The following is a 13,256-nucleotide window of genomic DNA, read 5'->3' on the forward strand; positions in this document are numbered from 1 at the left end:
CGACGCGAAGCCCGTGCCTCATTTGAGGCTGATCGTGGTGTTCACGCCATGCGAGACTGTGCTGTCGTCGAACCAGCGCGCCGTCACCGTCTTGGTCTGCGTGTAGAACATGATGACCTGCTTGCCGTAGGGCCCCAGGTCGCCGAGCTTGGAGGCGCGCGAACCGGTGAAAGAGAACATCGGGACCGGCACCGGAATCGGCACGTTGATGCCGACCTGCCCCACGTCGATGTCTTCCTGGAAGCGGCGCGCCGCAGCACCCGACTGCGTGAAGATGGCGGTGCCGTTGCCGTTGGGGTTGCTGTTGATCAGCTCGATGGCCTCGTCGATGTTCTCGGCGTCCGCCACGCACAGCACCGGTCCGAAGACTTCCTGGTCATAGATCGTCATGCCGGGCTTCACGCCCGAGAAGATTGTTGGGCCGACGAAGTTGCCCTTCTCGTATCCGGGCACGGTGGGCTTGCGGCCATCCAGCTCCAGCTTGGCACCGTCGGCCAGGCCGCGTTCGATGAGGTTGTTGACCCGGTCGTAGGCTGCGCAGGAAACCAGCGGCCCCACGTCAACGCCCTTCTCGGTGCCGGCACCGATCTTCAGCGTCTTGGCCTTGGCGATGAGCTCGGGCACCCAGTTGCGCGCCTCGCCCACCAGCACCGCCACCGACACCGCCATGCAGCGCTGGCCCGCGGCGCCAAAGCTCGCGCCAGCCAGGGCGTTGAGCGTTTGCTCCTTGTTGGCGTCGGGCATCACGATGGCGTGGTTCTTCGCGCCCATCATGCATTGCACGCGCTTGCCCGCCAGCGTGGCGCGGTTGTAGACGTGCGTGCCGACCTTGGTCGAGCCCACGAAGCTGATTGCCTTGATGTCCTTGTGGTCGCAGATGCCGTTGACCACGGCCTCGCCGCCATGCACCACGTTGAGCACGCCGGGCGGAATGCCGGCTTCGAGCGCCAGTTCGGCGAGGCGCATGGTCACCATCGGGTCTTGTTCGGAGGGCTTCAGCACGAAGGTGTTGCCGGTGACGATAGCCATCGGAAACATCCACAGCGGAATCATGGCCGGGAAGTTGAACGGCGTGATGCCCGCGCACACGCCCAGCGGCTGCAGCAGCGTGTAGGTGTCCACGCCGTTGGCCACGTTGTTGGCCAGCTCGCCGAGCTGCAGGTTGCCGATGTTCGATGCGTGCTCGACCACTTCGAGGCCGCGGAACACGTCGCCCTCCGCGTCGGGCAGCGTCTTGCCCTGCTCGGCCGTGAGGATCGCGGCCAGCTCGCTCATGTTCTCGCGAATGAGCTGCTGGTACTTCAGGAAGATGCGGGCGCGCGCGCCGATGGGGGTCTTGCGCCAGGTCTTGAAGGCGTCTTTCGCGGACGCAACCGCGGCATCGAGCTCGGCCTGCGTCGCAAAGGGCACGCGGGCCAGCACTTCCTGCGTGGCCGGATTGACGATGTCGCGCCATTCGCTCGTCTTCGATTCGACGAACTTGCCGCCGATCAAAAGCTTGACGGTGGCGACCTGGTTTTTTGCGTTGGGAGTGGTGGTGGCGTCCATGGGTTTTGTCTCCTGTGAATACGGGGGCCTGCGTGGCAGGTTCAAGCCGCATCCTAGCTTTGCAGATTTGCCATGACAATAGACAAATATGCGCCATCGCTTTGCAAAAATGCAAAGCCCAACCGAGGCAATGCGAGCACATGGACTGGGACAACCTTCGCTACTTTCTGGAACTGGCCCGCTCGGGCACGCTGATGAGCGCGGCGCGCCGCCTCGAGGTGGACCACACCACGGTGGCCAGGCGCATCCAGGCGCTCGAGAAGGAAGTGGGCGCGCCGCTTTTCTCGCGCGAAGCGGGCGGCCACAGGCTGACCGAGGCGGGCCGCAAGCTGCAGCCCCAGGTCGAGGCGATGGAAAGCGCGTTCCAGGCAGTGGAAAGCACTGCGCCGGCATCGCAGGAAGGCTTGTCGGGCCTAGTGCGCATCGGCGCGACCGAGGGCTTCGGCACCGTGGTGCTGGCACCGCAGCTCGCGCTGTTCGCGCAGCAGCACCCGCGGCTCACCATCGACCTGCTGGCCATGCCGCGGCTGGTGCACCTGTCGCGGCGCGAGGCGGACATCGTGATCTCGCTCGAACGGCCGGCGCGCGGGGCCGTGGTCGTGACCAAGCTCACCGACTACACGCTGCGGCTCTACGCGTCGAAGCAGTACCTGGCCGCGCACCAGCCGATCAGGACGCGCGAAGACCTGCGCGGCCACACTTTCATCAGCTACGTGGACGACCTGCTCTTCAGCAAGGAGCTGCAGTACCTGGACGAACTGCATCGGCCCGATGCCTTTGCACTGCGCAGCACCAGCGTGCTCGCGCAGCACCGCGCGGTGGCCGCCGGTGCCGGCATTGCGGTGCTGCCGGCCTTCATTGCCGAACAGGATGGGGCTTTGCGCCCCGTGCTCGGCGACCAGGCGAACTTCACGCGCACCTTCTGGATGTCGATGCCGGCGGAAACCAAGCACCTCGTGCGGATGCAGACGGTGTGGAACTTTCTGCGCGAAGCCGCCGAAGCGCAGCGCGATGCGCTGCTGTTGCCTACTGGATCAGCTGCGCCCCGGTCTTCGCCTGCAGCGCATCGAAGCTCACGCCCGGCGCGAGCTCGACCACCTTGAGGCCTTCGGGCACCACGTCCATCACGGCCAGGTCGGTGATGATGCGGTCGACCACGCCCACGCCGGTCAGCGGCAGCGTGCACTTCTCGAGGATCTTGAAGTCCTCGGTGCCGTCCTTCTTCTTGGCGACGTGCTCCATCAGCACGATGACGCGCTTCACGCCGGCCACGAGGTCCATGGCGCCGCCCATGCCCTTCACCATCTTGCCGGGAATCATCCAGTTGGCGAGGTCGCCCTTCACGCTGACCTGCATGGCGCCCAGGATCGACAGGTTGATCTTGCCGCCGCGAATCATCGCGAAGCTGTCGTGGCTGCCGAAGATGGCCGAGCCCGGCAGCGTGGTCACGGTCTGCTTGCCGGCGTTGATCAGGTCGGCGTCGACCTGGTCTTCGGTCGGGAATGGGCCGATGCCGAGCATGCCGTTCTCGCTTTGCAGCCACACTTCCTTGTCGCCGACAAAGTTGGCCACCAGCGTGGGAATGCCGATGCCCAGGTTCACGTAGAAGCCGTCTTCGAGCTCTTGCGCCGCGCGCGCGGCCATTTGGTCTTGGGTCCAGGGCATCTCAGGCTCCTTTGGTGTTCTTGACGGGGGCGGGCACTTCGCTGCCGGCGGCGGCCTGGGCGATGGCGGCCTGCGCCTCGACCTTGGCAGCCGCGGCGTCGGCCGGAGCGGCTGCCGTCACGGTGCGCTTCTCGATGCGCTTCTCGGGGTTGGCGTTCAGCACGATGCGGTGCACGTAGATGCCCGGCAGGTGGATGTCGTCCGGTGCGAGTTCGCCCACTTCGACGATCTTCTCGACCTCGACGATGCAGATCTTCCCGGCCATGGCGGCGGCGGGGTTGAAATTGCGCGCCGTAAGGCGAAAGCGCAGGTTGCCCGACTTGTCGGCCACGTCGGCCTTGACCAGCGCCACGTCGGGCACCAGCGAGCGTTCCATCACGTACGTTTCGCCGTCGAACTCGCGCAGTTCCTTGCCCTCGGCCACTTGCGTGCCGACACCGGTCTTGGTGAAGAAGGCCGGAATGCCCGCGCCGCCCGCGCGCAGCTTTTCGGCCAGCGTGCCCTGGGGCGTGAACTCCAGCGCGAGCTCGCCCGCGAGGTACTGGCGCTCGAACTCCTTGTTCTCGCCCACGTACGACGCGATCATCTTCTTGATCTGGCGCGTTTCGAGCAGCTTGCCAAGGCCGAAGCCGTCGACGCCCGCGTTGTTCGAGATGACGGTGAGGTTTTGCACGCCGGTGTCCTTGAGCGCATCGATCAGCGCCTCGGGAATGCCGCACAGGCCGAAGCCGCCGACCGCGAGCATCTGCCCGTCGGCCACGACCCCCTTGAGTGCCGCGTCTGCGGAGGGATAAATCTTGTTCACTCGGGCTCCTTGATGGATGGGTGGAGAGTTGGCGAAAGCTTTTGAAGAGCCTTGAACGATACTACGTAGTCGCATACGTAGTATTTCGTAATGGTGACCCCCGATGCTGGAGATCGACTACCGCCTGGCCTTCGAGCATGCCCCCGTGGGCATGGTGGTTTCGCGCAACCGCACCATCGTGGCCTGCAACGAGCGGGTTTGCGAGATATTTGGTGCAACGCCCTCTGCGCTGGTCGGGCATTCGTTCAGCATTCTGTACCCGAGCGTGGCCGAGTTCGAGCGCATCGGCAAGCGCATGGAGCCGTTCTTGAACGCCAGCGGCCGCTATGCCGACAACCGCATGATGAAGCGCCTGGGCGGCCTGCACGGCGCCATGGCCGGCGAAACCTTCTGGTGCCATGTCACCGGCCACGCCATGAACCGGGCCGCACCGCACGAGGCCGGCATCTGGACCTTCGAAGACCTGGGTTCGCGCCGCGCCGTAAAGGCAGAGCTCACGCCGCGTGAGCGCGAGGTGGCCGCGCAGGTGATGCGCGGCCTCACGTCCAAGGAGATCGGCAAGGCGCTGGGCATCAGCCACCGCACGGTCGAGCTGCACCGGGCGCGGCTGATGCGCAAGTACGCGGCGGCCACCACGGCCGAGCTGGTGCAGAAGCTCATTGCCGGCTAATTCTTCGCAGCTACCCTGACCTGGTTCCGCGCCGATCGTTGCAAAAACGGAAACGCGGTGTCGCGCAAAGGCCTGTGCCGCAGTGCCTTGCGATGACTATCTTTGAGACATGCGGACAAGTCGCCCGCAGCCATTCAGGAGTATCGATATGACCACACCTCTTCATTCCGAAAAGAATCTGCTTCTCTCGTCGAAGCTGTCGGTTGCGCGGGCGCAAGCCTTGGCGTCGCACCGGCTGCCGGTCACGCTGACCCTCGCAGCCATCATTCTCTCGGTGCTCGGCGTCAAGCCGTAGCGTGTTGCGGCCCGAGACCTGTCACTCGGGCTTGATGTCGGCCGCCTTGATCACCTTCGACCAAGCCACCAATTCCTGGTCGACAAACTTGCCCAGCGCGGCGGAATCCATGTAGGTGGCAAAGGCGCCCTGCTCGTCCACCTTCTTGCGGAACGATTCGCTCTCGATGATCTTCTTGATCTCGGCGCTGAGCCTGGCGACCACTTCAGGCGGCGTCCTGGCCGGCGCGAACACCGCGAACCACGATTCCACTTCGTAGCCCGGCAAGCCCGCCTCGGCCGAAGTCGGCACATTGGGCATCGACGGGTGCCGCTTGCTCCCGGTATAGGCCAGCGCCTTCATGCGCCCGCTGGCGATGTGCCCGATAACCGAGGGCGGCGTGGTGATGAACATGTCCACGTTGCCCGCAATCAGGTCGTTGATGGCCGGACCCGAGCCCTTGTAGGGCACATGCGTCATCGGCTGTTTGGCTTGTCGGGAGAGCAACTCGCCCGCAATGTGCTGGATCGATCCGTTGCCCGACGAGGCGTAGAACAAGCCGCCTTCTTTCTTCTTGCCGTGCTCGATCAGTTCCTTCATAGAACTGACCGGAAGCTTGCCGCTGACGGCGACCACGTGCGGCGCGCGCATCACCATGGCGACCGGAACGAAATCCTTGGACGGGCTCCACTTCAATTGCGGGTAGAGCGACGGGTTGCCGACGTGGTAGCCCGAGTACTGCATCAGCAGCGTGTAGCCGTCGGGCGCGGCGCGCGCCACGGCTTCGGTGCCGATATTGCCGCTGGCACCGGGCCTGTTGTCGACGACGACGGGCTGACCCAATGCGCGCTGCAGCGGCTCGCCGACCATGCGCGCCATGATGTCGGTGGAGCCCGCGGGTGCGGTGGGCACGATGAAGGTGATCGGCTTGGAAGGCCAGGTGTCGGCGCTGGCCGTGGTGGTGACCAGTGCAAGGCCAAGGCTGGCTGCCAGAAGGCGAAGTGTGGTTTTCATGGTTTGTCTCGGGTGGTTTTTGTAGGTTGTCTTCGAAGCCGGCGCCCTCAGGGCGAAAGCTCGGAGATCTCGATGAGGTTCAGGTCAGGGTCGCGCACATAGACCGAGCGGATGCGCGAGGTGGCGCCGGTTCGCATCACGGGGCCTTCGATGATCGGCAGGCCCTTGTCCTTCAGCCGCGCGATCACGTCGTCGAGCGGCACGCTCGCGATGAAGCACAGGTCCAGCGCCCCCGGCGTCGGCACCTGCGCCTTGGGCTCGAATTCGTGGCCCTTCACGTGCAGGTTGATCTTCTGGTTGCCGAAGCGAAAAGCCTTGCGGCCTGGACCGAAAGTCTCGAGCACCATGCCCATCAGATCGACGTAGAAGCGGGTGCAGGCTTTCTCATCCGCGGTGGTGAGCACCAGGTGGTCCAGATGATCGATCATGAGTGCAGCTCCTTGCCGCGGCGCGCATGCGCACGCGCCGCGATGTCGTTGAAATCGGCCGGCGGCGCATGCCGTGTGAGCCGTTGGCCGGCGCGGGAAACCTGGCCCGGCAGAGCGTGCTGCACCAGGTTCTCGAGCTCCGCTGCGGCTTCGATCAGGCCATCGAGATTCATGCCGGTTTCGTAGCCCATGCATTGCAGCATGTGCACCACGTCTTCGGTGGCCACATTGCCTGTGGCACCGGGTGCGTACGGGCAGCCACCGATGCCGCCCAGCGACATGTCGAGCCGCTCCATTCCCGCCTCGACCGCGGCAACGGTGTTGGCAAGCCCCATGCCGCGCGTGTTGTGAAAGTGCGCTGTCCATTGCATTGCAGGGTGCCCTGCCAGCACCGCTTCGCAGACGGTCTGCACCTGCGTTGGAAAAGCCATGCCCGTGGTGTCGCACAGCGTGACGCCTTGCACCTGCAGCACGGCGAAGCGGTCGATCCATTCGAGCACCGTGGCCAACTGCACCTCGCCCTCCATCGGGCAGCCGAACACGCATGAGAGCGAGACGTTCACCGGTACGCCGGCCTGACTTGCCAGCGCGATGACTTCGGTGAGTTGGGCGAAAGACTGTTCGCGCGTCATGCGCAGGTTGCTGAGGTTGTGGGTCTCGCTCACCGACATGACGATGTTGAATTCGCCGATGCGGCTTTCCAGCGCGCGCTCGGCCCCGCGCAGGTTCGGCACCAGCGCGGTGTAGACCACGCCGGGGCGGCGCGTGATGCGCTGCATCACCTCTTCGCCGTCGCGCAGTGCCGGTATCGCCTTGGCGGAAGTGAACGAGGTCACCTCGATCTTGGCGTAGCCAAGCGTGCCCAGGCGGTTGACCAGTGCGATCTTGTCGTCTGTGGGGACGAAGCGGCTCTCCATCTGGAAGCCGTCGCGGGTGGCCACTTCGTTGACGAAGAGCCGCTTGCCGTTGCCTGTTTTCATACGGCCTCGCTTTCTTCGCTCCGGCGCGCCGGCCAGCCGGCACCTTTCAGATCGCCCGTGTGTTCACCGAGCCGCGGCGCCGGGTGTGCAATGCGGCCCGGCGTGGCGCTGAGCTTGGGCACGACGCCGGGCACCTTGAGCGTTCCGCCGCCGGAAGTTGTCGCATCCACGATCATCTGCCGCGCCTGGTATTGCGGATCGGCTGCGATGTCGGCCACCGTGTAGATGCGCCCGACGGGCACGCCCGCCGCATCGAGCGCCGCCAGCACTTCGTCGCGGCCGCGCTGAAGCGTCCAGGCTTCGATGGCGGCATCGATTTCTTCCACGCGCGCCACGCGGCCGTCGTTGTGCGCGAGCCGCGCGTCGTTCTCCAGTTCGGCGCGGCCGATGGCCCGCATCAACCGGCGGAAGATGCTGTCGCCATTGCCCGCCACCAGCACGTAATGTCCGTCGCTGCACCTGTAGGCATTGGTCGGCGCAATGCCCGGCAACGCGCTGCCGGCACGCTCCCGCACGGCGCCGAACGCGTCGTATTCGGGCAGCAAACTTTCCATCACGTTGAAGACCGACTCATAGAGCGCCACGTCGATGAACTGTCCCTCGCCGCCATGGGCCGTGCGGTGGTGCAGCGCCGTGAGCACGCCGATCACGCCATGCAGCGCAGCCAGCGTGTCGCCGAGCGATACCCCCACACGCACAGGCACCCGGCCCGGCTCGCCGCTCAGGTAGCGCAGCCCACCCATCGATTCACCGAGCACGCCGAAGCCCGGCTTGTCGCGGTAGGGGCCAGTCTGCCCATAGCCCGAAATGCGCAGCATGATGAGCCGGGGGTTGAGCGCGTGCAGATGCTCCCAGCCCAGGCCCCAGCCTTCGAGCGTGCCAGGCTTGAAGTTCTCGATCAGCACATCAGCCTCGAGCGCCAGGGCACGCACCGCCTCCTGGCCTTCGGGGCTGCGCAGGTCGAGGCACACCGAGCGCTTGTTGCGCGACTGCACCTCCCACCACACCGAAGTGCCTTCGCGCAGCAGCCGCCACTTGCGCAGCGGGTCGCCGACACCGGCGGGCTCGACCTTGATCACGTCGGCGCCGAACTCGGCCAGTGTCTTGCCGGCAAACGGCCCGGCAATGAGCTGGCCGAGCTCCAGCACCTTGAGGCCTTCGAGTGCGTTCATCTGCGTCTGTCTCCTGTGGGAATGCCCCAACTCTAGGAACAGATCGCGTCCGCCGGAATTGCTCTGACGGCAGCACGCCTTCGCAAAATGCGAAGGCCTAGAATCCGGCGATGGCCAGCCCCATCAATCCCGCACGTGTCGATTTCGTGACGCTGCGCCTGTTCTGCGCCGTGGCCCAGTCGGGCAGCATCACCAAGGGCGCGGAGGCCTGCCACCTCGCCCTTTCGGCGGCCAGCCGGCGGCTTTCGGATTTCGAGGCCGCCACCGGGTCGAAGCTGCTGGAGCGCAGTTCGCAAGGCATAGCCCTCACTCCGGCCGGCCATGTGGCCATGCAGCACGCAATGCGGCTCTTCCAGGGCTTCGAGCAATTCAGCAACGAGCTCGGCGACTACTCCAGCGGCGTGCGCGGCCATGTGCGGCTGTGGGCCAACATGTCGGCGCTCACCGAGTTCCTGCCGGCCACGCTGGCGGCGTTTCTCGGCCAGCATCCGGACATCCGCGTCGAAGTAGAGGAGCAACTGAGCGGCGACATCGTTCGCGCCTTGGTCGACGGCCTGGCGGACGTGGGCGTTTTCGCGGAGAACACGCCCGCCTACGGGCTCGACGTGGCGCGGTTCCAGACCGATGAACTGGTGGTGCTGTGCGCGCGGCAGCATCCGCTTGCCCGCACGCGCAGAACTGACTTCAAGACCTGCCTGGCCCACGAGTTCGTGGGCCTGAACCGCAGCAGCTCGCTGCTCGAGCTGACATCCCGCGCGGCCGAGCAGGCCGGCATTCCGATGCGCCTGCGCGTGCAGGTGCGCAGCTTCGACGCGATGTGCCACATGATCGCCGCCAACCTCGGCATCGGCGTGGTGCCGCTCGCCGCCTGCAAGGCACAGGTGAGTGCGCTCGATCTCAAGGTGGTGCGGCTGAAGGACCCCTGGGCCGTTCGCCGGTTGCTGATGGCGACGAAGACGGGCGAGACCTTGTCGCCTGCGGCGCAGTTGCTGGTTCGGCAGCTGCTTGCTTCTTCCACTTGAGATCGGGAGAACCTGCACCGCTGAAGCTTCAGGCCTGCGGCACCTGGAACCCGGCCTTCAATGTCTCCCTGAGATGGCTCACGAACAGGTTGACCGCGCGCGGTATGTGCAGCGAGTACGGCCGTATGGCGTAGATATGGTCCGCAAATGCGCCGGTGGGCTGCCAATCGGGCAGCACCTCGACCAGCTTGCCTGCTTGCAAGGCCGACTGCGCGCTGAAGTCGGGCAGCAGTGCAATGCCCAGGCCCGCCTGCGCGGCATCGCGAAGCGCCTCGCTGTTGTTGGCCGCTAGCGGGCCGGCAATGGGCACGGTCATGCGCTCGGCCTGGCGTGCCCGGGCGTTCCGCCGCTCGAACGACCACACGTTGGTTTCCTGCCCGCGCGGATAGTGCAGGCAATCGTGCTCGGCCAGCATGGCCGGCGCCAGCGGCGTCCCCTTGCGGCGCAGATAGGCCCGGCTGGCCACCAGCACCGACCGGGTCTCGCACAAGCGCCAGGCCACGTGCGTATCGGGCGGCGAAGCGGCATGCCGCACCGCCAGGTCGAAGCCTTCTGTCGCAAGTGAGCTGAGCCGGTCAGAGAGCTCCATCTCGATGCGGATCGATGGATGCGCGAGCAGGAAGTCGGCGAGCCTTGGCAAGAGCTGCTGCCGCCCCAGCGCCACCGGCGCCGTCACGCGCACCAGGCCGCGCGGTTCGCCCGCATGGTCCTGCGCCTTCAAAAAGCTGTGGGCGATCTGCTCGAAGGGTTCACGCGTCTGGTCGACAAGCTGCTGGCCGGCCTCGGTGAGCCGCATGCTGCGCGTGGTGCGCCGCACCAGGGGCACGCCCGCGGCGCGCTCGAGCTCGGCGATGCGCTGGCTCATGGCGGCCTTGCTAACGCCCAGGCGTGCCGCGGCGGCGGTGTAGCTGCCCTGCTGGCCGAGCACGATCAGCCAGTGCAGGTGTGTCCAGAGCGATTCGGCTTTTTGCGTATCCATGGCTGCATTGTTCACCATGGCGAACAAACAGTTCAACTTTAGCGCCTAGGCAGGCGCCCTTCCCTTTTCTAGACTGGCGCCAATCACTTGACCCTGGGACCCTCATGACCGCACAGATCGCGCATTTCATCGCCGGCCAGCACACCGCCGGCGGTTCCGACCGCACGCAGGACGTCACCAATCCGGCCTCCGGCAAGGTCACGGGCAAGGTGGTGCTTGCCGCCGCGGCCGATGTCGACGCCGCCGTGGCAGCCGCACAGGCCGCATTTCCCAAGTGGGCCGACACGCCGCCCATCCGCCGCGCCCGCGTGATGTTCAAGTTTCTGGAGCTGCTCAATCTGCACAAGGACGAGCTCGCGCACATGATCACCGCCGAGCACGGCAAGGTGTTCACCGACGCGCAGGGCGAGGTCTCGCGCGGCATCGACATCGTCGAGTTCGCCTGCGGCATTCCGCAGCTGCTCAAGGGCGACTTCACCGACCAGGTGAGCACCGGCATCGACAACTGGACGCTGCGCCAACCTCTGGGCGTGGTGGCGGGCATCACGCCTTTCAACTTTCCGGTGATGGTGCCGATGTGGATGTTCCCGGTGGCCATTGCCGCGGGCAATACCTTCATTCTCAAGCCCAGCCCGACCGACCCGACCCCCTCGCTGCGCATGGCCGAGTTGCTGAAGGAAGCGGGCCTGCCGGACGGCGTGTTCAATGTGGTTCAGGGCGACAAGGCCGCGGTGGACGCGCTGCTCGAGCATCCGGACGTCAAGGCCGTGAGCTTCGTGGGCTCCACGCCCATTGCCAACTACATCTACGAAACCGGCGCTCGCAACGGCAAGCGCGTGCAGGCGCTCGGCGGCGCAAAGAACCACATGGTGGTAATGCCCGACGCCGACATCGACCAGACGGTGGATGCGCTGATCGGCGCCGGCTACGGCTCGGCCGGCGAGCGCTGCATGGCGATCAGCGTGGCGGTGCTGGTGGGCGACGTGGCCGACAAGATCATTCCCAAGCTCGTCGAGCGCACGAAGACGCTCAAGGTGCTCGACGGCGAGAACCTGGCAGCCGAAATGGGCCCGATCGTCACGCGCGCGGCGCATGAACGCATCACCGGCTACATCGCCCAGGGCGAGAAGGAAGGCGCCAAGCTGCTGGTCGACGGCCGCCAGTTCGACGGCAACAAGGCCGGCGCCGGCTGCGGCGACGGTTTCTGGATGGGCGGCACGCTGTTCGACCACGTCACGCCCGAGATGCGCATCTACAAGGAAGAAATCTTCGGCCCCGTGCTCTCGTGCGTGCGCGTGGCCAATTTCAAGGACGCGGTCGACCTGGTCAACGACCACGAGTTCGGCAACGGCGTGAGCTGCTTCACGCGTGACGGCAACGTGGCGCGCGAGTTCAGCCGCCGCATCCAGGTGGGCATGGTCGGCATCAACGTGCCAATTCCCGTGCCCATGGCATGGCACGGCTTCGGCGGCTGGAAGCGTTCGCTCTTCGGCGACATGCATGCCTACGGCGAGGAAGGCGTGCGCTTCTACACCAAGCAGAAGTCCGTCATGCAGCGCTGGCCCGAGAGCATCGGCAAGGGCGCCGAGTTCGTGATGCCCACCGCAAAGTGATCGGCAACGCGATCCGAAGCAACCGAAGCAATAAGTAATAGCCGCGGGCGCGGCGGCGACCTGCCAGGGCTACCAAAGTCTGACTTGCCCCGCTGTGCGGTAGCAGCCAGACTTTGGGCATGACCCTGGTCCAGCGCCCATGACAACAACGAGCCAAGCCGCGCGGAGCCTGTCGGCCGTGCCTTCGACCTTGCGGATTTCGCTTGCGGCGCGCGCCTCCGGCGACGCGATGTTTCCGCAGCTCGGGGTGCGCGACGCCTACGCCGCATCGGTGCTCGAGCAGATACGCGACGACGGGCATGCCCTGCCGGAAGACAGGGCCACCATCTACGGCATCCTGAACCGCACGCGCCGCTTCCGTAGCCTTGCACAGGAATTTCTCAAGCAGCATCCGGGCGGCCGCGTGGTGAACATGGGCTGCGGCCTGAGCCATTACTTCCAGTGGCTGGACGACGGCCAGTGCCGCCTGACCGATGCCGACCTGCCCGAGGTGCTCCACTGCGCCGCGAGCTGATTCCCGAGACCGACCTGCGGCATGACGTGTGCCCGCTCGACCTCACCTCCAAGGGATGGTGGGAGCAGCTGGCACTGCCGCGCAATCGCAAGGGGGACCCCGTTTTTCTCTTCACCGAAGGCGTGCTGATGTACCTCGAGCCGCAACAGGTACGGGCCGTGTTCGCGACCTTCGGCGAGCGCGCGCCCGCGGGCTCGGTGCTGGCGTTCGACGCCATGTGCTGGCTTGCCGTGGGGCGCGCCGCGCAGCACCCTTCGGTGCGCGCCACCGGCGCGGAGTTTCGGTGGGGGCTGCGCCGGGCCTCCGATCTGACCGAAGCCCATCCGCGGTTGCGGCTCGATTCCGCCTATCGGGTGCTGGAAGGCTTCGGCCTGCCATACACCCTGTTCGCGCCGCTGGTGCTGATGATGCTGGGCGTGTCGCTCTATGCCGTCTATGCGTTGAGCGCCACGGACCCCGCCGATACATAAACGCACAATTTTTCCAATCGCCGGCCTTGTCTGGCCTGCACTGCGCGGCTTGGCTGACGCGGGGCGTGCCTGCTTCAAGGCATGCTCGCCGTTCCTCTCGTC

At 65.9% G+C, this 13,256-nt stretch carries 13 protein-coding genes and 1 pseudogene; 6 read left to right on the forward strand and 8 right to left on the reverse strand.

Annotation, left to right across the window (positions count from 1 at the left end; translation table 11 throughout):
• Nucleotides 1-18: 18 nt before the first annotated feature.
• Nucleotides 19-1,548, reverse strand: coding sequence for a CoA-acylating methylmalonate-semialdehyde dehydrogenase (locus tag GOQ09_RS16725; RefSeq protein ID WP_157614533.1), 1,530 nt, complete (start codon nucleotides 1,546-1,548; stop codon nucleotides 19-21).
• Between the two features lie 140 nt (nucleotides 1,549-1,688).
• Between GOQ09_RS16725 and GOQ09_RS16730 the strand changes: the two genes are divergently transcribed.
• Nucleotides 1,689-2,651 (forward strand): LysR family transcriptional regulator, encoded by a 963-nt coding sequence (locus GOQ09_RS16730; RefSeq protein WP_157614534.1) that lies wholly within the window; start codon nucleotides 1,689-1,691, stop codon nucleotides 2,649-2,651.
• Here GOQ09_RS16730 and GOQ09_RS16735 read toward each other — a convergent pair.
• Together GOQ09_RS16735 and GOQ09_RS16740 are read right to left on the reverse strand one after the other, a co-directional pair.
• Nucleotides 2,575-3,213 carry a 3-oxoacid CoA-transferase subunit B gene (locus GOQ09_RS16735; RefSeq protein ID WP_157614535.1) on the reverse strand — a complete coding sequence of 213 codons (639 nt, stop codon included), beginning with the start codon at nucleotides 3,211-3,213 and terminating at the stop codon, nucleotides 2,575-2,577. The two genes, GOQ09_RS16730 and GOQ09_RS16735, sit on opposite strands and share 77 nt — an antisense overlap.
• Before the next feature lies 1 nt (nucleotide 3,214).
• Entirely contained in the window at nucleotides 3,215-4,018 is an 804-nt protein-coding gene (locus tag GOQ09_RS16740) for a CoA transferase subunit A (RefSeq protein WP_157614536.1), read from the reverse strand.
• A gap of 103 nt (nucleotides 4,019-4,121) precedes the next feature.
• Here GOQ09_RS16740 and GOQ09_RS16745 point away from each other — a divergent pair, with 103 nt between their 5' ends.
• Nucleotides 4,122-4,688 (forward strand): LuxR C-terminal-related transcriptional regulator, encoded by a 567-nt coding sequence (locus GOQ09_RS16745; RefSeq protein ID WP_157614537.1) that lies wholly within the window; start codon nucleotides 4,122-4,124, stop codon nucleotides 4,686-4,688.
• A gap of 148 nt (nucleotides 4,689-4,836) precedes the next feature.
• Nucleotides 4,837-4,983, forward strand: a complete 147-nt coding sequence (locus tag GOQ09_RS26130; protein ID WP_165442094.1) for a hypothetical protein — start codon at nucleotides 4,837-4,839, stop codon at nucleotides 4,981-4,983.
• A gap of 21 nt (nucleotides 4,984-5,004) precedes the next feature.
• Here the strand turns inward: GOQ09_RS26130 and GOQ09_RS16750 are convergent, their stop codons facing one another.
• Genes GOQ09_RS16750 through GOQ09_RS16765 form a run of 4 tightly spaced genes read right to left on the reverse strand, consistent with a single transcriptional unit; the run spans nucleotide 5,005 to nucleotide 8,556 of the window.
• Nucleotides 5,005-5,976 (reverse strand): Bug family tripartite tricarboxylate transporter substrate binding protein, encoded by a 972-nt coding sequence (locus GOQ09_RS16750; protein WP_157614538.1) that lies wholly within the window; start codon nucleotides 5,974-5,976, stop codon nucleotides 5,005-5,007.
• 47 nt (nucleotides 5,977-6,023) lie between these two features.
• On the reverse strand, nucleotides 6,024-6,404 hold the full coding sequence (locus GOQ09_RS16755; protein WP_157614539.1) for a VOC family protein: 381 nt from the start codon (nucleotides 6,402-6,404) through the stop codon (nucleotides 6,024-6,026).
• A complete protein-coding gene (locus tag GOQ09_RS16760; protein WP_157614540.1) occupies nucleotides 6,401-7,384 on the reverse strand; it encodes a hydroxymethylglutaryl-CoA lyase in 984 nt (327 codons plus the stop codon). Before GOQ09_RS16760 ends, GOQ09_RS16755 begins: the two co-directional genes overlap by 4 nt.
• On the reverse strand, nucleotides 7,381-8,556 hold the full coding sequence (locus tag GOQ09_RS16765) for a CaiB/BaiF CoA transferase family protein (RefSeq protein WP_157614541.1): 1,176 nt from the start codon (nucleotides 8,554-8,556) through the stop codon (nucleotides 7,381-7,383). The genes GOQ09_RS16760 and GOQ09_RS16765 overlap by 4 nt, the downstream gene beginning before the upstream one ends.
• A gap of 110 nt (nucleotides 8,557-8,666) precedes the next feature.
• Between GOQ09_RS16765 and GOQ09_RS16770 the strand changes: the two genes are divergently transcribed.
• The gene (locus GOQ09_RS16770; RefSeq protein ID WP_157614542.1) at nucleotides 8,667-9,578 is read left to right on the forward strand and encodes a LysR family transcriptional regulator; all 912 of its coding nucleotides are present in this window, start codon (nucleotides 8,667-8,669) and stop codon (nucleotides 9,576-9,578) included.
• A 28-nt stretch (nucleotides 9,579-9,606) separates the two neighbouring features.
• Here the strand turns inward: GOQ09_RS16770 and GOQ09_RS16775 are convergent, their stop codons facing one another.
• Nucleotides 9,607-10,557: a LysR family transcriptional regulator gene (locus GOQ09_RS16775; RefSeq protein WP_157614543.1), complete on the reverse strand. Its 951-nt coding sequence runs from the start codon at nucleotides 10,555-10,557 to the stop codon at nucleotides 9,607-9,609.
• A 104-nt stretch (nucleotides 10,558-10,661) separates the two neighbouring features.
• Here GOQ09_RS16775 and GOQ09_RS16780 point away from each other — a divergent pair, with 104 nt between their 5' ends.
• Together GOQ09_RS16780 and GOQ09_RS26625 are read left to right on the forward strand one after the other, a co-directional pair.
• On the forward strand, nucleotides 10,662-12,170 hold the full coding sequence (locus GOQ09_RS16780; protein ID WP_157614544.1) for a CoA-acylating methylmalonate-semialdehyde dehydrogenase: 1,509 nt from the start codon (nucleotides 10,662-10,664) through the stop codon (nucleotides 12,168-12,170).
• A gap of 139 nt (nucleotides 12,171-12,309) precedes the next feature.
• A pseudogene (locus tag GOQ09_RS26625) lies at nucleotides 12,310-13,154 on the forward strand (class I SAM-dependent methyltransferase).
• Nucleotides 13,155-13,256 lie beyond the last annotated feature (102 nt).

Origin of the sequence: Variovorax paradoxus (genome assembly GCF_009755665.1) — a bacterium.
GTDB classification, from domain to species: domain Bacteria; phylum Pseudomonadota; class Gammaproteobacteria; order Burkholderiales; family Burkholderiaceae_C; genus Variovorax; species Variovorax paradoxus_G.

What these genes read in the sequence shown, in the direction of transcription:
- GOQ09_RS16725 (WP_157614533.1), bottom strand. Translation starts at nt 1,548, where the DNA reads ATGGACGCCACCACCACTCCCAACGCAAAAAACCAGGTCGCCACCGTC.
- GOQ09_RS16730 (WP_157614534.1), top strand. Translation starts at nt 1,689, where the DNA reads ATGGACTGGGACAACCTTCGCTACTTTCTGGAACTGGCCCGCTCGGGC.
- GOQ09_RS16735 (WP_157614535.1), bottom strand. Translation starts at nt 3,213, where the DNA reads ATGCCCTGGACCCAAGACCAAATGGCCGCGCGCGCGGCGCAAGAGCTC.
- GOQ09_RS16745 (WP_157614537.1), top strand. Translation starts at nt 4,122, where the DNA reads ATGCTGGAGATCGACTACCGCCTGGCCTTCGAGCATGCCCCCGTGGGC.
- GOQ09_RS26130 (WP_165442094.1), top strand. Translation starts at nt 4,837, where the DNA reads ATGACCACACCTCTTCATTCCGAAAAGAATCTGCTTCTCTCGTCGAAG.
- GOQ09_RS16750 (WP_157614538.1), bottom strand. Translation starts at nt 5,976, where the DNA reads ATGAAAACCACACTTCGCCTTCTGGCAGCCAGCCTTGGCCTTGCACTG.
- GOQ09_RS16755 (WP_157614539.1), bottom strand. Translation starts at nt 6,404, where the DNA reads ATGATCGATCATCTGGACCACCTGGTGCTCACCACCGCGGATGAGAAA.
- GOQ09_RS16760 (WP_157614540.1), bottom strand. Translation starts at nt 7,384, where the DNA reads ATGAAAACAGGCAACGGCAAGCGGCTCTTCGTCAACGAAGTGGCCACC.
- GOQ09_RS16765 (WP_157614541.1), bottom strand. Translation starts at nt 8,556, where the DNA reads ATGAACGCACTCGAAGGCCTCAAGGTGCTGGAGCTCGGCCAGCTCATT.
- GOQ09_RS16770 (WP_157614542.1), top strand. Translation starts at nt 8,667, where the DNA reads ATGGCCAGCCCCATCAATCCCGCACGTGTCGATTTCGTGACGCTGCGC.
- GOQ09_RS16775 (WP_157614543.1), bottom strand. Translation starts at nt 10,557, where the DNA reads ATGGATACGCAAAAAGCCGAATCGCTCTGGACACACCTGCACTGGCTG.
- GOQ09_RS16780 (WP_157614544.1), top strand. Translation starts at nt 10,662, where the DNA reads ATGACCGCACAGATCGCGCATTTCATCGCCGGCCAGCACACCGCCGGC.